Origin of the sequence: Actinomyces gaoshouyii (genome assembly GCF_002076915.1) — a bacterium.
GTDB lineage: Bacteria > Actinomycetota > Actinomycetes > Actinomycetales > Actinomycetaceae > Actinomyces > Actinomyces gaoshouyii.
Map to the genome: position 1 here is coordinate 286648 of NZ_CP020468.1, position 18477 is coordinate 305124.

Genomic DNA, 18477 nt, shown 5'->3' on the forward strand with positions numbered 1-18477 from the left:
CATAGTTGGAGACCTCATGAACCCCTCGAAGCCAGTCAGCCCCGGCCGCCCCTGCGATCCCGCCGGTGGTGCGCGCCCCAGCATCGGTGAGTCGATCCGAGCGCTGTCGACCGCGCAGAAGGCCAAGGCAGGCGCTCCCCTGTACTCGCGCCTCGTCAACCGCCCGCTGGGACGGGTGCTGGCCGCCGTCGCGCACCGCCTGGGCGCCACCCCGGACCAGGTGACCGTTCTGTCCGCGGCCTGCACGATGACCGGCATCATCCTCATCGCCGCCCTGCCGCTGACCGTATGGGCCGCGCTCGTGACGGCGGGCCTGCTCGTGCTCGGCTACGCGCTCGACTCCGCGGACGGCCAGCTCGCCAGACTGCGCCACGGCGGCTCGAAGGCGGGGGAGTGGCTCGACCACGTCGCCGACGCGATCAAGCTCTCCAGCCTCCACCTGGCCATTGCGATCTCACTGTTCCGCTTCGCCGACGTCGTCGGCTCGCGCCCGGCCCTGCTGCTGCTCCCGCTGGCCTACAGCGCCGTTCAGAACATCCACTTCTTCACCTACATCCTCACCTACCAGCTGCGCTACAACGGTGGGACCCCGCTGGCCAGGGACGAGGGGCGCGCGGGGATTCTCAAGTCGATCCTGTCCGCGCCCACGGACTACGGGCTGCTGTGCATCGTGCTCGCGCTGCGCTGGGCGCCGGTGCCCTTCCTCGTGCTCTACGCGCTCATGCTCCTGGGATCGGCCGGCTACCTCGCCCTCGCCCTGCCCAAGTGGTACCGGGACATGCGCGCCCTCTGACGCCTCGCCCCTCCCCATCACCGAGACCGGTCGAAAATAGGAGCGAGACCGGCCCGCGGGCCGGTCTCGCTCCTATTTTCGACCGGTCTCGGTGATAAGTGGGGATTATTGGAGGAGGGACTCGACGGCGTCGACGATCCTGCTGCGGTAGCGCTCCACGGAGAAGCGCTCAGCGGCGTCCGCCCGCCCGGCGAGCGCGAGCTCGCGGGCCCGGGCGGGGTCGCGCTCGAGCACGGCCAATGCCGCCGCCAGAGCCTCCGGCGACTCCGGGGCGACGAGCAGCCCCGTCTCGCCATCGCGCACGACCTCCATCAGGCCCTGGACGCGCGAGGCCACGAGCGGGCGCCCCGCGTGCAGGGCCTCGACGGCCGTATTGCCGAAGGGCTCGGCCCGCGAGGGGACGATGACCGCATCCGCATCGGCCAGGATAGGCCAGGTCGGGTTGACGTAGCCCAGCAGCTCGACGGCGCTGCTCAGGTCCGGCCGGCTGATCCGCTCCCGCAGTTGCTCCTCGTACCACTCGTATCCGGGGAAGATGGATCCGGCCACCACGAGACGCGCATCCACGTCCTCGGCGCGGAGCAGGCCGATGGCCTCCAAAGCGATGTCGATGCCCTTGCGGGGTGAGAGCCGGGCGATGAGGGCCACTCGGAAGGGGGTGCCCGCCGTCCGATTCCGCGGCCCCGGCAGGGGCCGCTCAGGGCCGGGGACGCCGTTGTGGATCACCCTTGTTCGGTTCTTGAGCGGGGGCTGGGCGGTCAGGAGGACGTCCCGGGCCGCCCCCGAGTTGGCGATGACGGCGCGCGCCGTCAGCAGCGGTGCGTTGAGGCCCGCGCGGATGATGAGCGGCTGGGAGTCCTCCGCCTCATGCACATGGGCGATGACCGGTACTCCTGCGAGGCGCGCAGCCAGTGGCCAGGTGGGGATCGTCACGGTGTTCGTCAGGACGGCCCGGGCTCCGGAGGAGCGGATGATCCTCGCCAGTCTCAGCGCCTCCGGGCCCGCCTCCGCCCCGAGGCCCGCGAGTCCGCGCGGGTTGAGCAGCGCCTTGCGCAGTACTGTGAAGGGGATGATGGCGACGGCGGCGCCCGCCTCTCGCAGCACTGCGACGAGCGGGCCGTCGGTGGGCAGCGCCACCTTGACCATGTGGCCGGCGCCGATGAGCGCGTGAATGGTCTCGACCAGCTGCAGGTCGGATCCGTACAGGTCGGGGGAGGGGTGGGCGACGAGGATCGTGCTCATGCGGGGAAGGCCCCCGTCCTGCGTCCCGAGGGGCGGTGGCGCATCGGGCCGCTCAGGGCCAGGCGGCGGCACAGCGCCTCATAGGAATCAGCGACGGCATCCCAGTCGTAGCCCTCGGCCCGCTCCCGGGAGAGCTCGCCGCGCGCCGCCGTGCCGTCCGGATCGGCCTCGGCGGATTCGATGAGGGCGCGGACGTCGTCGGCGGTGGTCCAGTAGCGGCCGGCGGGTCCGAGCACCTCCCGGTTGAAGGAGACGTCGAAGGCGTCAACGGCGGCCCCCGCCCCGATCGCGCGCAGCAGTGAGGGGTTGGTGCCCCCCACTGAGTGCCCGTGGAGGTAGATCGCGGCCCCGCCGTAGAGCTGGTCGAGGAGCTCCTGGTCCCACAGACCCCCGAGCAGGCGCACCCGGTCGTCGGCCAGGGAGTGGATCCGCTCGGTGTACTCGTTGGCGTAGGGCGCCGAGCCGACGACGACGAGCGGGTGCTCTGCGCTGGAGGCCGCGTAGCCCTCCACCGCGACGTCGACGTGGTTCTCAACCTCGAAGCGGGCGACCACCAGGTGGAAGCGGCCGGCCTCGAGGCCCAGCTCGGCCAGGCGGTCGGTGCCGGCGTGGATGCGCGGGGCGCCGTAGGCGATGAGGTCTGTGGGAGCGTTGAACTCGGTGTCGTAGTAGTCGGCGATGCCCTGAGCATCGGCGATGAGTGCGTCGGAGTAGCGCACGGCCAGGGCCTCGGCGGCCCGGTAGTAGCGCTTGCCGGTGGGCCCCCACTTGCCGCGCTGCCACTCCAGGCCGTCGACATGCGTGGCCACGGGGATGCGGGCGGCGCGCAGGGCGGGCAGGAAGGGGGAGTTGGCGGCATTGAAGACGATGGCGGCGTCGGGGTGCACACGGCGCAGGAGGTGGACAGTGCTCAGGGCCGTGTGGGAGAGGGTCTCGAGACTGCGCTTGCGCATGGCGGGCAGCTCCACGAGCCTCATGCCGAGGTACCTCTCGGGCAGGGGGTCGGCGGGCTCGGGGTTGCGGCAGTAGACGAGGACCTTGTGCCCCTTGGCGGCCAGGCGCCTGCCGACCTCCTCGACGGCGGTCTCGAAGCCCCCGTACCGGGCGGGCACGCCGCGGGTGCCGATCATCGCGATGCGCAGTCGGTCGGGGGAGGCAGTGGTCACGTCGGGGCCTTTCATGTGGGGCGCGGACCCGGGGCGTGCCGGTGCGCCGGAGGGTTGGGGCGGCCGGGCGCGCCGGATGGGGCGGCTTCGGCAGGGCGAGGGCGCGGGGCCGTCGCATGGGAACAGCACCATGGTACCGAGGTCGGGAGTTCCCCATCGCATGGGAGGGCGATGTGAATGAGCCGGGTCGAGGAGCGGGAGCGGGGCGATACCCGCCGTCGGTTCCAGATCGAGTGTGTTGCTTCTCACCAGGCTGACGGACGGGCGGTTATCCGTGGCGGACCTGTGCGGGCCTCGCCCGCCGCGCCCGGTGATGTCCGCGGGATTGGCATGTCAGAGGGCGGATCGCCCTCGTGGACCCGGATAGGCGGGGGCCGTGATCTTTGAGGATCTCCCAGGGGGATTGACGTTATCTGAAAGTTATCTGAGTGCTAGGGTCGGGGTCGGCGCCTGGCCCTTCCGAGCTCCCACGGCGATGCTCGGCACCCATGCCGGAAGCCGTCCCTGTATCCCCAAGCGTTGAACGGAATATCTCCATGCGTCTACGTTGCCATGCCCGAAGGCTCGCCATGTCCGCCGGGCTCCCCCTCGCCCTGGTGGCGTTGTCCGTCCTTCCCTTCACGAGCCCGACCGCCCACGCCGCCGACGCCCGGGGCGCGGCGGGCGAAGTGGCGGTCGCCTCCCCGACGCCTCTCCCGACAGCCCAGATCAACGGCGTCGTGTGGGATCAGAAGATCGTCGGCAACACGGTCTACGCCGTCGGCGAGTTCTCCAGCGCGCGCCCGGCCGGTTCCTCGCGGGGCGAGAACGAGGTCCCGCGCTCCAACGCGATGGCCTACGACATCACCACCGGCGCCCTCCTCGATTGGGCGCCCACCACCAATGGCGTCATCTACTCCATCGACGCCTCGAAGGACGGCAAGACCCTCTATCTCGGCGGCAACTTCACCCGTCTCAACGATAAGGACACTTTCCGCCTCGGAGCTGTCAATGCCTCCGACGGCAATCGCGTGAACCTCGGCATCTCCCCCAACACCGAGGTCCGTGACGTCGAGGTCTCCCCGGACGGCTCCACCCTCTACTTCTCCGGCGCCTTCACCCAGGTCAACAACAAGGCCCGTTCCCGCGTGGCCGCTGTCAGCCTGCCCACGCTGTCCCTGGCCGACTTCGCCCCCCGGGTGGGTCGCGGTCTCGTCCGCACCATCACCGTCGCCCCCGATGGCGCCCAGGTGGCCATCGGAGGCTCCTTCAGCGATGTCGGGGGCTCCTCCAACCCTGGCATGGCGATCATCGGCAGCGACGGCACCGTCAAGTCGACCAACATCAACTCGGTCATCCGCAACTCCGGCACCTACGCCGCGATCTTCTCCCTGAAGTCGGACAACCAGGGCCTTTACGGCGCCGCCTACTCCCAGGAGGGCACCTTCGAGGGCATGTTCCGCGCCAACTGGTCCACCGGCGACCTCGACTACATGGCCGACTGCCACGGCGACTCCTACGACGTCCACCCCGCGGGCGGTGTCACCTATGTCGCGGGCCACCCGCACGACTGCTCCAACATCGGTGGCTTCAGTGACACCGCGCCGAGCAGTTACTACAACGCCCTGGCCTACGTCAACGGGCGCACCGGTACGGTTCAGCGCAACCACGTCCGCGGTTACACGGACTACTCCGGCCAGCCCGCCACGACGGCGCTTCAGAGCTTCCGCCCCAATTTCATCGTCGGCAGCTACACCGGTATGGGCCAGGCCACCTGGACCGTCGAGGGCAACGACAAGTACGTCGTCTACGGCGGCGAGTTCATCGGTGTCAACAAGAAGGGCCAGCAGGGCCTCGTCCGCTTCGCCATCGACTCCAAGGAGGTCCCGCCGCAGGGCGAGGGCGACGACAACGGCGGCCAGGACAACGGTTGGAACAACAACGACTGGTGGAACAACGGCGGCGGTCGCGACAACGACGATGACGATGATCGCGACAACGACGGCTGGAACAACTGGGGCTGGAACGGCGGTGGCCGCAACGACCGTTGGAACAACTGGGGCTGGGGATGGCGCTGATGACGCGCCACCACCCGGGACGTGTGGGGATGGGCGCGCTGCGTCGCGCGGCTCGCCCATCCCTCGCGCTCCCCGTGGCCCTGATCCTGGCGCTCGGAGCCTGCTCCAGTGACAAGGCCCCCGGCTCGTCGGCGCCCAGCGCCTCGACGACGGCCGACGCCACTGCCGGCACGACGCCCTCGACCACCGTCACCCCCTCGATGACGGGCGAGCCACTGCCAACCGGTTCCGAGACGCCGTCGGCGCAGGCGGCCACGCCGGATGCCACGGCCCTCAGCATGGGCGATATCTCCGCCGATGAGCTCCCTCCCGTCGCCCTCGACCAGACGAGCACTGTCGACGGCGCCGCCATCGCGCTGGGCGCCATGCGCTCCGAGAACCTCCAGGCCGGGCCTGGCGAGACCGGTGGCCCGGGCGTGGTCATCCCGGTGACGATCACGAACAACACCGGATCGGACCTGTCGCTGTCCGGCCTCGTGGTCACCGTGACCTACGGTGCTGATAAGGCCCCGGCGGCGGAGCTGGTCAGTGCCTACGGCGCGGTGCCCGACTCCGTCGCCCCGGGTGAGACCCAGACCGTGGAGAAGGCCTTCACGATTCCGGCCTCCGGCCGCGGGCAGGTGCATATCGTCGTCGACCTCGGCGCCGATCATGCGGCCGCCACCTTCGACGGCGCGGCGCCCAACTGAGCCCGAACCGCCGCTCATCCTCCCTCCCGCCCGCCGAGAGCCCCATGGCCTGGCGGGCGGGATGCGTATCGGCGCCGCTCCACGGGCGCACTCGGGAATCGTGAACGCGCCCGGGGGGTGTGAACGCGCCGTCGGGGCACGTCCACAACCCCCGGGCGCGTTCACAACCACAGGGGACGTCGAGCACGTCGGCGAGCGCAGGGCCCGCCGGCCCGCTATCGCAGGATCGGCTCGTCCTGGGAGGGCAGGAGCCCCCGGGCCGCCCGGCGCGCGAGGCGCAGACCGTCCAGGGTCGCGCGCAGCGCTGTCGCCACCGGCCTGGGTGAGCGCAGCAGCTGGCGCCTCCCCCCGCGCAGGACGATCTCGCGAGCCGCGCCCGGCGCCGTCGCCCGCCACCGACGGCGGCCCTGGGCGTCCATGTGCAGGCCTGCGTACAGGAGCCGGTTGCGCGCGTTGTAGTAGTAGTACGTGTCCGACTTCTCCACCTGTCCCGCTGAGGAGCCGTGGGTGGCGCCCTCGTCGTGCATGGCCGCAGCCCGGCGCTCCAGGACCAGGCTCCCCCCGGCAGCGAGCACCCGCGCGGAGAAGTCCACATCCTCCCAGTACAGGAAGTAGCGGGCATCGAAGCCCCCTACCCGCTGGTACAGGGACGCCGAGAGCGCCAAGCACGCCCCGCTCAGCCAGGGCGCGGTGCCGCCGGGCGGGATTGGCCGTCGCGAGCGGCGCGACCGCATCGACCCGTCCGCCAGGCAGACCACGTGGCCATCGGACACGATCGCGCCGCTGGAGTCCCGGATGACCGGTCCTACGAGCACCAGGGGGTCGGCCTGCGCGTGTCGCGCCAGAGCCACCAGGGAGTCCCGCTCGATGACGGCGTCCGGGTTGAGCAGGACGAGGATCTCCGCGCCATCGGCGATCGCCCGGGCGGCCCCCAGGTTCATCCCCCCGCCGAAGCCCGTGTTCGACTCCGGGCACTCCAGGGCCCAGCCGCGCGCCTGGGCCAGGGCGCGGATGCTCTCGCGGGCCCCGGGGGAGGAGTAGTTGTCGACGACGACGACCCGGGCCTCGGGGGATCGCCGGGCCACCTCGGCGAGGTTGCTCGCCAGGAGCTCGGCGGAGTCGTAGTTGACGACGATGATCGCGGTGCGCGCGAGCAGCTCGGCGGCCTCGGCGCCGGTGGGGGGCTCGCCGGACGCGCCGGGGGAGAAGAGATCGGGGGGGAAGTCGGCCATGGGGTCCTCTCAGGTCCTCATCGATGGGTGCCGCGCCGTCCTCCCCTGGGCGCACCGTCGTCTCGGGCGCCTGCGGGCGGGGCCCGTGCGCCTGCATAGTAGCGTTGTCCCAACCCCACCCCTCCCATCGACGCCCTGTCCGTCGACCTGCCGTCCAGGAGGACGTATGAGCCTGTCTTCGACACCGCCCGCGCCGGTCCCACCGCCACTGCCGCCATCGGTCTCATTGGTCGTCGCCGTGACCACCTACCGGCGCAATGACTGGCTCGCCGAGCTCCTGCCTCAGCTCGTGGACCAAGCCCGTGCCGCCCGCGCGGATGAGGAGGCCGGCGTTGGGCGGGCGCGCGTCGTGGTGGTCGACAATGACCCGGATGCGGGCGCTCGCGAGGTCGTCGAGGCGGTCCGGGCCGCCAACGCCGACGAGCCCGGAGCGGCTGGGATCGGTCCCCATTACGCCCATGAGCCCGTCCCCGGGATCACCGCTGCCCGCAACCGCGCCCTCGATGAGGCCGCCGACGCTCGCCTCCTGGTGTTCATCGACGATGACGAGCTCACCCGCCCCGGCTGGCTCACCTCCCTCGTGCGCGCCTGGCGCACCCACGGCTGCGCGGCTGTCACCGGTCCCCGCCATCCGCTCTTCGAGGCCGAGCCCAGCGCCTGGGTGCGCGGCTCGGGGGTCTTCGACGCCGTTCGCGCCATCGATGGTGCCATCATGCCCAGCGCGGCCACCGCCAACCTCCTCCTCGACATGGACGTCATGCGCGCCCTGAGCCTGCGCTTCGACGAGCGCTACGGCCTCACCGGAGGCGAGGATTCCATGCTCATGCGCTCCCTGCGCAAGGGCGGCGGGATCATCCGCTTCGCCGCCGACGCCGTCCTGGACGAGCGCGTGCCGGCCGCGCGCGCCACCCGGGGCTGGGTGCTCCGCCGCTGCCTGCGCTCGGGGTCCACATGGGCGCAGGTGCGCATCGAGACGGATGCCGATGGCAGTGGATCGGGCATGCCTCTACGGCTGCGCTACGCCGCCAAGGGCGCGGTGCGCGCCGGCCGCGATGGCGCACTGGCCGCCATCGGCACCATCCGCCGTGATGATGACTCCCGCGGTCGTCATGAGGCCGCCTGCGCGGGTGCGGTCGGCATGGTGATGGGGGCCATCGGCGGGCGCGTTCAGGAGTACGGGCGAGTCTCCCGACTTCCCTGGAGGCGCAAGTGAGCGCCAAGGGCGTGGCTGCCGCCGGCTCGGGAGGGAGCGCCGCTCGCGGGATGGACCCGGGCGGTGCCTCCCTCATCATCGCCATCCCGACCTACAAGCGCCCGCACGGCCTGGAGCGCGCCGTCGGATCCGTCCTGCCCCAGCTGAGCGCCGTGGTCTCGGATGAGGCCAGTCCGGTGGCCCGGGCCGAGTTACTCGTCATCGACAACGATCCCGCCGCCAGCGCGCGCTCCGCCGTCGAGCGCCTGGCTGCCGGGCCCGGCGGGGGCGCGCTGCGCTACGTCATCGAGGAGCGCCCCGGCGTGGCCGCCGTGCGCAACCGCGCCCTCGATGAGGCCGCCGGCGCTCGCCTCCTGGTGTTCATCGACGACGACGAGGAGGCCCTCGAGAATTGGCTCTCCTCCCTCGTGGGGCTCTGGGCCCGCGAGGGGGCGCAGGCGGTGGCGGGGCATGTGCTGCCCGCCTACGACACCGAGCCGGAGCCATGGGTGGTCGCCGGGGGCTTCTTCGAGCGCGCCACCTGGCCCACAGGCACTGCCCGGCCCGCCGCCGCCTCGAACTGCCTGCTGCTCGATCTGGACTTCCTGCGCGCGCGGGGCCTGCGCTTCGATGAGCGTTTCGGCGCCACCGGCGGGGAGGACACGCTGCTCACCCGCTCACTCGTGGCCGCCGGTGGAACGCTCCTGTGGTGCGCCGAGGCCCAAGTGGTCGACCACGTGCCCGCGCAGCGCCTAGACCGGGCCTGGATCCTGCGCCGCCAGCGCAGTCATGCCGCCACTTCCGTTCGGGTCGACCTCGTTCTGGCGGGTGCGGGGGACCGCGCCACCCGAGCGCGGATCCGGGGCAAGGCGCTCATCGGGGGCGCGGCGCGCCTCATCGCGGGCGCAGGGCGCGCGGGCGCCGGGGTCCTGCTGAGCTCCACGGTCCACCGCGCCAGGGGGGCCCGTCTCATGGCCCGGGGCGCGGGTCTGACCTCAGCGGCTCTGGGCCGCGCCGGTCATGCCGAGTACGGTCGCCCGTGAAGGACCATCCCCCGGTTCCCGGTCCGACGGCGCCGAGTTACGCGGCTAGCGGCGGTGGCGCATCGAGGCCGGGAGGAGCTTGGAGGAGGCTGGCGGTGGTGTGTGGTCCTCAGTGGGCAATGGCACCGACACGGTCGGGCCTGTCTCCTCGTCGGTCCGTGGGTCGGAGTCGCCCCCCACGTGGGCGACTCCGACCATGGTCCTACGGCCTTCCCCGCGGCGCCCTGTCAGGCCCGCGCGGCGCATGAGGATGACGATCGCGGCGCCGACCGCGGTCCCGATGAGCGCGCCGTTGAGGGCGTAGCGCGAGGCGATGGGCGCGATGGGGGCGGTGGGCAGGGTGGGCGGATCCTGCTCCTTGATCTCGAGCGTCTGCCCGTCCTTGTAACCCCACTTGCCCACGGCCTTCTTGAAGGCGTCGATCTCGGCTTCGACCACGGCCTGGGCCTGATCCGCGGAGGGGGCCTTGGCGGTGATGTCGATGAAGAGCGTGTTCTCCCTGGCGCTCAGCATGAGCATGCGCTTGACCGCCGCAGGATCGAGCCCTGTGTTCGTGGCGACCTCGTTGAGAACGGCCTGGGTGGTCCCTATCTGGACGAGTGTGGGCATGAGGAGGGAGTTCTGGCCGGAGGCCGAGCCGAGATCCTGCCCGCTGCTGTCGCGACTCGAGGTGGACACGACGACGCTCGCATGCGAGGAGTAGATCGGAGTGCTCATCATCGCCACTGAGAACCCTGCCAGGGCGCCGAGGACGATGTGCAGGATGAGGATGGGGGCGTGCCTGCGCAGCAAGCGGAGGATATCGGCCGGCTCCATACGCGTGTCGTTCCTTCGAGATCAGAGGAGAGGATGGTGGCCCACGAGCGAGCCGTCATGGGTACACCGTAGACCAAGGTTCAGGGGCGGCTCCTCCCCGGGCAGGTGATGGCGGACTCAGGCGGCATGCCTGCCTCGGGGCGCTCGGCGGCTCCCGTTGCGGCGTGCGCGGAATCGGGAGCTGGCCCAGCGGCCCGCCGCTCGGGACCACCGATGGCTCGGCCTCTCGATGAGCCGGTGGAAGAGGCAGGCCGGCGGCAGCGCCGCGGCCGGTCCCGCCAGGAGCATCCACCACGGGGATATCGACGGTGCCAGGGTGCGCACGAGGAGCACCATCGGGGTATGGACGAGGTAGAGAGAGAAAGACAACTCACCGGAGATCTGCACCACTTTCGAGCGCAGGAGCGGGCGCAGCGCCCCGGCGCGCACGATGAGCGCTATGGCGGCCGCTGCGCTGGCGACGGCGATCGCCGATCCGAGCCGATGCCCCCAGGGAGAGGCGGGGGAACCCAGGGGGACTAGCGCCGCGGACGGCTCTCCCGAGAGCAGGCCCGGCCAGGTCTCCGGGGCGGTCCACCACGGGCTGGTCATGGTGATGAGGCAGACCACGGCGGCCGCGCCGGCCCAACGGGCGGGTCGGGCGGGCAGCGGGTCGGGCATCGTCCCCCAGCGCCAGCCGAGCACGGCTCCGATCGCGAACACCGGCAGGAACAGGGCGGAGCCGGGGTCGCCGCTCACCAGCGGCACGGCCAGTGCTGCCGCCAGCAGGGCCCAGCTCAGGCGCGCCCGGGCCGCCAGCGCCACGATGAGGATGATCAGCGGCAGGAGGATGGAGAAGATGGCCTCGGCGTGCAGCGACCACAGAACCGAGTTGCGATAGGCGTAGGTGGGCAGCAGGGCGAGTTCCCGGACCGTCTGCTTGATCGAGATATCTGACACATAGTGGGCCCGCACCCATGCCCCCAGAGAGGCGTCGTTCGAGCGCGGCACGAGGATGATGAGCGCGATCGCCAGGAGTGTCGAGGCGCCGGCCGGCACCCACAGGCGGATGAGGCGGCGGGGAGCGTAATCAACCCAATCGAATTGAGTCCCCGCGGCGCGCCGCTGGGCGATCGGGTAGCTGAGCGCCACTCCGGACAGGATGAAGAAGATGAGCACCGCCTCGTAGCCGCCCCACAGGAGATGCGCCGGTGTGAGGCTGAGCAGGCGCTCCAGGGCGCCGTCCGGCGCCGTCCCCGGGCGGGCGCCGACCTCCGCCAGCGCGGGGACGGTGAGCAGGCAGTGATGGATGAGGACGACGATGGCCGCCAGGCCGCGCAGGCCATCCAGCTCCCGCAGGCGGCCCGCGCCCTGGGGCGGCGCGGGGGGCGTGGCGGTGGCGCCCTCGGCCGAGGGCTGATGGCGGATCGAGATCATGGGGCTCCGTGGGCGGGATCATGCCGCGCGTGGCGGCTGGACGTGGACGGCGGTCCGGATCGGTCCGCTCAGGGGCCAATGATCCTCCTCCCGGTGGTCGCGGAGGGCGCCGATGCCACTCGTTGATCAAGTTGCGGCGAAAAAGTGAGACACTGGCACCGCGCAGGAACATGCCTGATTCCGCGGAACCAGGTGTGGCCTGCGCATTCCGCCCTGGTGTAGTGGCAGCACGCAGGCCTTTGGAGCCTTGAGGCCCGGGTTCGAATCCTGGGGGCGGAACCGGTGCGCGGCGTCGTAGGATGTTCCCGTACCGGCCCGCTCGGCCAGCACGGGGCGTCATGTTCCCGGCAGCGCCGCAGGACGCCCATCTCGAGCGAGAAGAGGACTCGTGGCTCCCACCACTCCCGCCGCTGTCATCGTCATGGCCGCAGGCAAGGGCACGCGCATGCGCTCCGCCACCCCCAAGGTCCTGCACCGCATCGGCGGGCGCAGCCTTCTCGATCACGCGGTCACCGCGGCCCGGGGCCTGGATCCCGAGCGCCTCGTCGTCGTGGTCCGCCACGAGCGCGATGCCGTCGTCGCCCACCTGGAGCAGGTCGCCCCCGACGCCATCCCGGCCGATCAGGATGAGATCCCCGGCACCGGCCGCGCCGTGGCCTGCGGCCTGGCGGCCCTGCCCGAGGATGCCGGGGGCGCCGTCGTCGTCACGAGCGGGGACGTGCCCCTGCTCGATACCCCCACCCTGTCCGCCCTCGTCGCCCAGCACTATGAGCGGGGCGACGCCGTGACCCTGCTGACCGCCGTCGTCGACGACCCGCACGGCTACGGCCGCGTCGTGCGCGAGCCGGATGGCACTGTCTCGGCGATCGTCGAGCAGCGCGACGCCACCGAGGCCCAGCGGGCCATCACCGAGATCAACGCGGGCGTCTACGCCTTCGACCTGGCGCACCTGCGCTCGGCCCTGGCCACCCTGGGCACGGACAACGACCAGGGCGAGGTCTACCTCACCGATGTCGTCGCCCACGCCCGCGCCGCGGGCCGCTCCACCTCCGCGCTCGTCGTGGCCGATCACTGGCTCGTCGAGGGTTGCAACGACCGGGCCCAGCTCGCGGCCCTCGGCGCTGAGCTCAACAGCCGCATCCTCGCCCGCGCGATGGAATCCGGTGTCGGCGTCGTCGATCCCTCCTCCACCTGGGTCGACGTCACTGTCGAGATCGGCCCGGACGCGTCCCTGGAGCCGGGCGTCCTCCTGAGGGGCGCCACCCGCATCGGCCCCGGCGCCCGCATCGGCGCCTACGCCATCCTCGCCGACGTCGATATCCCGGCGGGCGCTGTCGTGGCGCCCTTCGCCCAGTACGACGCCGAGACGCCGGTTCCCGCCCAGGGCTCCGGCACCACAGGCGCGTGACCGCCCAGGCTCCGCGCACCGACCGGGCCCGGCGGGCCCGAACGAAGGGAATCACTTCATGACGGGCATCATCACCAGCGGCGAGAAGCGACTGGTCATCGTCTCCGGCCGGGCCCACCCGCAGCTGGCCCTGGATGTGGCGCGCGAGCTGGGCACCGAGGTCCTGTCCTCGACCGCTTACGACTTCGCCAACGGGGAGACCTACGTCCGCTTCAACGAGTCGGTGCGCGGCTGCGACGTCTTCGTCGTGCAGTCCCATGGGGACCGAGTCAACGACTGGCTCATGGAGCAGCTCATCATGGTGGACGCCCTCAAGCGCGCCTCGGCCAAGCGCATCACGGTGGTGGCCCCCTTCTTCCCCTACGCGCGCCAGGACAAGAAGCACCTGGGCCGCGAGCCCATCAGCGCCCGCCTCGTGGCGGACATGTACGCCGCAGCGGGCGCGGACCGAATCATGAGCGTCGATCTCCACACTGCTCAGGAGCAGGGCTTCTTCGATGGCCCCTGGGACCACCTGTGGGCCCAGCCCGTACTCGTGGACTACATCAAGGGCAGGCTCGACGTGACCAACGCCGCCGTGGTCTCCCCGGACGCCGGCCGCATCCGCGTCGCCGAGCGATGGGCCAACGCCCTGGGCGGCTCGCCGCTGGCCTTCGTCCACAAGACTCGGGACATCACCCGCCCCAACGAGGCCGTGGCCAACCGCGTCGTCGGCGACGTCGAGGGGCGCTCCTGCGTTCTCGTCGACGACATGATCGACACCGGCGGCACCATCGCCAAGGCCGTCAAGGTGGTCCTCGACGCCGGCGCGAAGGACGTCATCGTCGCCGCCACCCACGGAGTGCTCTCCGGCCCGGCCATCGAGCGCCTGGCCACCTGCGGCGCCCGCGAGGTCGTCATCACCGACACCCTGCCGATCCCCCAGGGGAAGCGATTCGAGCGGCTCACCGTCCTGTCCATCGCCCCACTGCTGGCCCGCGCCATCAAGGCGGTCTTCGACGACGGCTCCGTTGCCGAGCTCTTCGACACTACCGAAGTGTGATGAGATTCACTACCCCTCAAGTGAGGGGTTGTCTCGCCCTCCCCTCCCTCCGGGGGGCGGGCCTCCCCGCCTCCTCCTAAAGTCGATCCCGCACTCCGGCGCAGGTCGGAGTGGATCGGAGAATCGTCGTAATCGGAACGATACGAAAGTGATGGGTATCGCTTTTTAGCGCAGAATTACCCATAATCAGCCACGCTGTCATTCCGGTGCCCCAGTGCTCTAGGCTCACTCAGGCGCCTGCGCCCCCCAACCGCCGGCGCCATGCCCTGATCAACGGAGAACCTTTACGTTTCCCTTGGTTCGTCTACACAGTCCCGGAGTGTCTAGTACCGTGAGTTCTCACCGTTCCATGCGCAGATTGGCCGCACTGGCCGCCTGCCTTCCCCTAGCCCTGACCGTCCTGCCCGTGGCGACCGCTGCTGCCGCCGAGGCCGACAGCTCAGGCCGTCCCCAGTCCAACTACACGGCCGATCCTCTGCCCACCGTGCAGATCAACGGCGTCGTGTGGGACCAGCTCATCGTCGGCGACATCGTCTACGTCGCAGGCTCCTTCACCCAGGCCCGCCCCCACGGCGCTCCCGCCGGCTCCCAGGAGACGCCCCGAGCCAACCTCCTGGCCTACCGCCTGAGCACCGGGGAGCTCATTGCGGACTTCGCCCCGACGCTCAACGGCCAGGCGCGCGCCCTCGCTGTGTCGGAGGACAAGCGCACGCTCTACGTCGGCGGGGACTTCAACAAGGTCAACGACGAGTGGCACAGCGCCATGGCCGCCTTCGACATCTCGAACGGCACCGGCACCCTCATCTCGACCTTCCGGCCCCAGTTCCAGACCACCGTGCGGGCCATCGCCGTGCGTGGGAACACGGTCTACGCCGGAGGCGCCTTCAAGCACGTCAACGGCGTCCAGCGCCTCAAGGCGGCCGCGGTGAGCGCCTCTACCGGAGAGACCCTCTCCTGGGCGCCCAAGGCCGACGGCAGCAACGCCCAGGTCTGGTCCCTGCAGATCTCGCCCGATGGCTCCAAGGTCGCCATCGGCGGCTCCTTCACCTCCCTCAACGGCTCGAGCAATCCCGGCTACGGCCTGGCCCTCGTCTCCGCCTCCGACGGCACCGTCCTGTCCACCCCCGTCAACTCCGAAGTCCGCAACGGCGGCGTCTACGGCGCCATCACGGACCTCAAGACCGACGGCACCAGCCTGTACGGGACCGGCTACTCCTTCTCCGTGCGCAATGCCAACCTGGAGGGGACCTTCAAGGCCGACTGGAACGGCAACATGACTTGGGTGCAGCCCTGCCACGGTGACTCCTACGCCGTCTACCCCACGAGCGACCAGGTCTACGTCGCCAGCCACGCGCACTCCTGCGAGACCATCGGCGGATTCGCGGACTCCTACTACAAGGACGAGAACGGCCGCACCCGGCAGCGCCAGTACCGCCTCACCTCCTACACCGCCACCGGCGAGGTGACCGTCTCCCGCAAGGGCACCGATGGCTACAAGGACTGGTCGGGGCGCACCGCCCCCAGCATCATCGACTGGTTCCCCGACCTGTCCGCCGGCACCTACACCGGCCTGGGCCAGGGCGCCTGGGATGTGACCGGCAACGACCAGTACATCGTCGCCGGAGGCGAGTTCCTCGCCGTCGACGGGAAGCCCCAGCAGGGGCTCGTCCGCTTCCCCAAGCGAGGCGCCACCAAGAGCCGCGCCCCCGAGGGCAAGGCCTCCGACCTGGACACGCGCATCTCCAGCCCCGCCGACGGCACCGTCGACGTCGCCTTCACCCCCACCTGGGACCGCGACGACTCCACCCTCACCTACTCGCTCTACCGTGACGGCCGATCGGCCCCGGTGAGCACGACCACGGTCTCCGATCGCTTCTGGAACCGCGAGTCCCGCAAGACCCTGCGCGACAACCTCGCCCCCGCGGGCGAGCACACCTACAGGCTCGTCGTCTCCGATGCCGGCGGCAACACGCTGGCCAGCGAGCCGATGAACATCAAGGTGGCCAAGGGCACCGACCTCGACGACCTCGACGCCGGCGCGGCGGAGCTGGGGGCCAAGCACCTGTGGACCTTCGACGAGTCGACCGGGACCACCTTCAAGGACGTCCTCGGCGGTGCCAACATGACTGGCCAATCCGGTGTGAAGCCCGGTCAGGAGGGCTCCCGCAGCGGTTCCAAGGCTCTGGGCATCAGTGATCGCGCCGGCGCCGTCTCCTCCGCCTCCGACGGCCCGGTCAACACCTTCAGCATCGAGACCTGGGTGCGCACCACCTCCACCAAGGGCGGCGCCATCGTCGGCTACGAGGCGAACGGCGACCGCGACCGCATCCTCTACATGACCCCCAATGGGGCCATCCGCTTCGGTGTCTACCCCGGCCAGGTCAAGGTCGTTGAGTCGCGGTCCGGCCTCAATGACGGCAAGTGGCACCACGTCGTCGCCACCCTGGGTACGGGCGGCCAGCACCTCTACGTCGACGGCCAGCTTGCCGCCTCCGACAAATCGGTGACCACCGCGCAGAACTTCTCCGGCTCCTGGCGCCTCGGCCTGAGCACCCTGTCGGGGTGGCCCGGTGTTGAGGCGGCCCCGGGGACTCTCGAGGCGACCGTGGACTCCACCGCCATCTACCACACCCAGCTGACCGATGCGCAGGTGAGCCAGCGCGCGGGCCAGAAGGACAACGCGGCGCCCCGTCCCGTCATCCGCCCGCAGGTCGCCGGCTTGGCCGTGACCGCTGACGGCGCCGGCTCGGCCGACCCCGACGGCACGATCGAGTCATACGAGTGGGACTTCGGCGATGGGACCACCGCCACCGGCTCCACCGCCACGCACACCTACACCGCGGCCGGCAATTACACGCTGACCCTCACGGTCACCGACAACACCGGTACCCGCAAGTCCACCAGCCAGACCATCACCGTCGCCGACGTCCCGCAGGGTCAGGGCATCATCGCCCAGGCCGACTTCGCGAAGGCCCAGGAGAAGGGCTGGCCCGACGCCAAGGTCGCAGGCGCCTGGAAGCTCTCCTCCCCCTCGCGCTTCTCCACGGCTGACAGCGTCGGCGCCATCGCTCTGAACCGGGCCGGCTGGATGTCCACGGCCATGCTGCCCAAGGTGTCCTCATCGTCGACGGAGCTGGCTTCCAGCTTCACCCTCGCCGAGGTTCCCACCGGTGGTGGCGTCTACGCCTCCTTCTTCCCCCGCTCCACCGCCTCGGGCGCCTACGCCACGAAGATCCATGTCAAGAGCACCGGCGAAGTGCTCGTGCTCCTCACCTCGCAGGTCGGAGGGACTGAGAAGGTCCTCACCCAGACCACGTTGCCGACCCGTTGGGCCATGGGCACTAAGATCAACGTGAAGACCTCCGCCGTCGGCACGGGCAGCACCACCCTGACGGCCACTGTCTGGCCCGATGGTGAGCAGGAGCCCACCGCGCCGACCCTGACCGCCACGGATTCCACCGAGCAGATTCAGGGCCCCGGCTCGGTCCTCATGGGGACCTACCTCTCCGGCTCGGCGACCTCGCTGACCAACAAGGTCCTCGTCTCCGATCTCCGGGTGCGTACCATTTAGCAGTGACCCCGAACTGACACCGGCGCCGGCCGGCGGCGGCCGATACCACACCGCCGCCGGCCGGCGCTCCCCACCCGATCCCAACGATCCCACGGAAGACACCATGTCATCTCAGATAAGTCCCCGGATCCTCCGGGCCTCCGCCCTCGTCCTCTCAGCGGTGATCCTCGCCGGCTGCTCGAGCGACTCCGCGTCGACCAGCGCCGCGGACACCGAGTCCATGCCGCCGGTGACCACCACCGAGACGGCCGGAGCCACCACCGAGCCGACCCCGGTGGTCGCCGCGAGCACTGAGGACGCCCAGTCCGCCGATCCCCAGAGCCTTCAGCCCGGCCAGGCCGGCTATGTGGAGCCCTCCGCCTCGCCCGTGGCCTTGGACCAGACCGCGACCTCCGGGGACGCGACTGTCGCCATCACCTCCCTCGAGGCCATCGAGGTCTCCGGGGATGCCATCGTCCCCGGCGAGATCGGCGGCGCCGCGCTCCAGGTCAATCTCTCCGTCACGGCGGGCGCCCAGGACGTCGACCTGTCCGGTGCTCTGGCCACCCTCACCTACGGCGGGGACGCCACCCCGGCCGCCCCCCTCAGAGCCGCCGAGGGCACCGAACTGCCCAGCAGCGTCGCCGCGGGGCAGACCGCCACCGGGTCCTTCCGCTTCTCCGTGCCCGCGGATGCCCGCGACCGGGTCACCGTCACCGTCACGATCGAGCCAGGACAGCCCGCCGTCGTCTTCCAGGGCTCAGCGTCCTGACACCACCGTCTGACCCGCACCCCTGCGCGGTGGCGGGGAGCGCGTAGTAGCCTCTTAGC

At 70.9% G+C, this 18477-nt stretch carries 14 protein-coding genes and 1 tRNA gene; 10 read left to right on the forward strand and 5 right to left on the reverse strand.

The genetic code is table 11. The features are described from left to right. Positions 1–16: 16 nt before the first annotated feature. Positions 17–793 (forward strand): CDP-alcohol phosphatidyltransferase family protein, encoded by a 777-nt coding sequence (locus B6G06_RS01095; protein ID WP_081170528.1) that lies wholly within the window; start codon positions 17–19, stop codon positions 791–793. Positions 794–898: 105 nt separating this feature from the next. Here B6G06_RS01095 and B6G06_RS01100 read toward each other — a convergent pair whose 3' ends face one another. Both B6G06_RS01100 and B6G06_RS01105 read right to left on the reverse strand, forming a co-directional pair. Further along, on the reverse strand, positions 899–2035 hold the full coding sequence (locus B6G06_RS01100) for a glycosyltransferase family 4 protein (protein ID WP_081172117.1): 1137 nt from the start codon (positions 2033–2035) through the stop codon (positions 899–901). After that, positions 2032–3165, reverse strand: a complete 1134-nt coding sequence (locus B6G06_RS01105; protein WP_420807200.1) for a DUF1972 domain-containing protein — start codon at positions 3163–3165, stop codon at positions 2032–2034. The genes B6G06_RS01100 and B6G06_RS01105 overlap by 4 nt, the downstream gene beginning before the upstream one ends. A gap of 605 nt (positions 3166–3770) precedes the next feature. Here B6G06_RS01105 and B6G06_RS01110 point away from each other — a divergent pair. Further along, entirely contained in the window at positions 3771–5258 is a 1488-nt protein-coding gene (locus B6G06_RS01110) for a WD40 repeat domain-containing protein (protein ID WP_229657992.1), read from the forward strand. After that, positions 5258–5947, forward strand: a complete 690-nt coding sequence (locus B6G06_RS01115) for a hypothetical protein (RefSeq protein WP_080463236.1) — start codon at positions 5258–5260, stop codon at positions 5945–5947. Before B6G06_RS01110 ends, B6G06_RS01115 begins: the two co-directional genes overlap by 1 nt. Before the next feature lie 215 nt (positions 5948–6162). Here the strand turns inward: B6G06_RS01115 and B6G06_RS01120 are convergent, their stop codons facing one another. Then, complete coding sequence (locus B6G06_RS01120) at positions 6163–7179, reverse strand: glycosyltransferase family 2 protein (RefSeq protein WP_125898866.1); 1017 nt, start codon at positions 7177–7179, stop codon at positions 6163–6165. A 166-nt stretch (positions 7180–7345) separates the two neighbouring features. Here B6G06_RS01120 and B6G06_RS01125 point away from each other — a divergent pair, with 166 nt between their 5' ends. Then, positions 7346–8392, forward strand: a complete 1047-nt coding sequence (locus tag B6G06_RS01125; protein WP_080463235.1) for a glycosyltransferase family 2 protein — start codon at positions 7346–7348, stop codon at positions 8390–8392. Next, the gene (locus B6G06_RS01130) at positions 8389–9414 is read left to right on the forward strand and encodes a glycosyltransferase family 2 protein (protein WP_229657991.1); all 1026 of its coding nucleotides are present in this window, start codon (positions 8389–8391) and stop codon (positions 9412–9414) included. Before B6G06_RS01125 ends, B6G06_RS01130 begins: the two co-directional genes overlap by 4 nt. Before the next feature lie 45 nt (positions 9415–9459). Here the strand turns inward: B6G06_RS01130 and B6G06_RS01135 are convergent, their stop codons facing one another. Next, positions 9460–10230, reverse strand: coding sequence for a YveK family protein (locus tag B6G06_RS01135; RefSeq protein WP_080463234.1), 771 nt, complete (start codon positions 10228–10230; stop codon positions 9460–9462). 117 nt (positions 10231–10347) lie between these two features. Beyond that, complete coding sequence (locus B6G06_RS01140) at positions 10348–11646, reverse strand: acyltransferase family protein (protein WP_081170532.1); 1299 nt, start codon at positions 11644–11646, stop codon at positions 10348–10350. A 207-nt stretch (positions 11647–11853) separates the two neighbouring features. Here B6G06_RS01140 and B6G06_RS01145 point away from each other — a divergent pair. From B6G06_RS01145 to B6G06_RS01165, 5 genes are all read left to right on the forward strand, one after another. Next, positions 11854–11925, forward strand: a tRNA-Gln gene (locus B6G06_RS01145). A 109-nt stretch (positions 11926–12034) separates the two neighbouring features. Then, positions 12035–13054, forward strand: a complete 1020-nt coding sequence (locus B6G06_RS01150) for a bifunctional UDP-N-acetylglucosamine diphosphorylase/glucosamine-1-phosphate N-acetyltransferase GlmU (RefSeq protein WP_081170534.1) — start codon at positions 12035–12037, stop codon at positions 13052–13054. 58 nt (positions 13055–13112) lie between these two features. Next, complete coding sequence (locus tag B6G06_RS01155) at positions 13113–14096, forward strand: ribose-phosphate diphosphokinase (protein WP_080463231.1); 984 nt, start codon at positions 13113–13115, stop codon at positions 14094–14096. A gap of 349 nt (positions 14097–14445) precedes the next feature. Beyond that, positions 14446–17667, forward strand: a complete 3222-nt coding sequence (locus B6G06_RS01160) for a PKD domain-containing protein (RefSeq protein ID WP_081170536.1) — start codon at positions 14446–14448, stop codon at positions 17665–17667. Positions 17668–17770: 103 nt separating this feature from the next. Further along, positions 17771–18418 carry a hypothetical protein gene (locus B6G06_RS01165; RefSeq protein ID WP_080463229.1) on the forward strand — a complete coding sequence of 216 codons (648 nt, stop codon included), beginning with the start codon at positions 17771–17773 and terminating at the stop codon, positions 18416–18418. Positions 18419–18477: the final 59 nt, after the last annotated feature.

Excerpts from the sequence above, each read along its gene's own strand:
- B6G06_RS01095 (WP_081170528.1), top strand. The coding sequence starts at position 17 with ATGAACCCCTCGAAGCCAGTCAGCCCCGGCCGCCCCTGCGATCCCGCC.
- B6G06_RS01100 (WP_081172117.1), bottom strand. The coding sequence starts at position 2,035 with ATGAGCACGATCCTCGTCGCCCACCCCTCCCCCGACCTGTACGGATCC.
- B6G06_RS01105 (WP_420807200.1), bottom strand. The coding sequence starts at position 3,165 with ATGATCGGCACCCGCGGCGTGCCCGCCCGGTACGGGGGCTTCGAGACC.
- B6G06_RS01110 (WP_229657992.1), top strand. The coding sequence starts at position 3,771 with ATGTCCGCCGGGCTCCCCCTCGCCCTGGTGGCGTTGTCCGTCCTTCCC.
- B6G06_RS01115 (WP_080463236.1), top strand. The coding sequence starts at position 5,258 with ATGACGCGCCACCACCCGGGACGTGTGGGGATGGGCGCGCTGCGTCGC.
- B6G06_RS01120 (WP_125898866.1), bottom strand. The coding sequence starts at position 7,179 with ATGGCCGACTTCCCCCCCGATCTCTTCTCCCCCGGCGCGTCCGGCGAG.
- B6G06_RS01125 (WP_080463235.1), top strand. The coding sequence starts at position 7,346 with ATGAGCCTGTCTTCGACACCGCCCGCGCCGGTCCCACCGCCACTGCCG.
- B6G06_RS01135 (WP_080463234.1), bottom strand. The coding sequence starts at position 10,230 with ATGGAGCCGGCCGATATCCTCCGCTTGCTGCGCAGGCACGCCCCCATC.
- B6G06_RS01140 (WP_081170532.1), bottom strand. The coding sequence starts at position 11,646 with ATGATCTCGATCCGCCATCAGCCCTCGGCCGAGGGCGCCACCGCCACG.
- B6G06_RS01155 (WP_080463231.1), top strand. The coding sequence starts at position 13,113 with ATGACGGGCATCATCACCAGCGGCGAGAAGCGACTGGTCATCGTCTCC.
- B6G06_RS01160 (WP_081170536.1), top strand. The coding sequence starts at position 14,446 with ATGCGCAGATTGGCCGCACTGGCCGCCTGCCTTCCCCTAGCCCTGACC.
- B6G06_RS01165 (WP_080463229.1), top strand. The coding sequence starts at position 17,771 with ATGTCATCTCAGATAAGTCCCCGGATCCTCCGGGCCTCCGCCCTCGTC.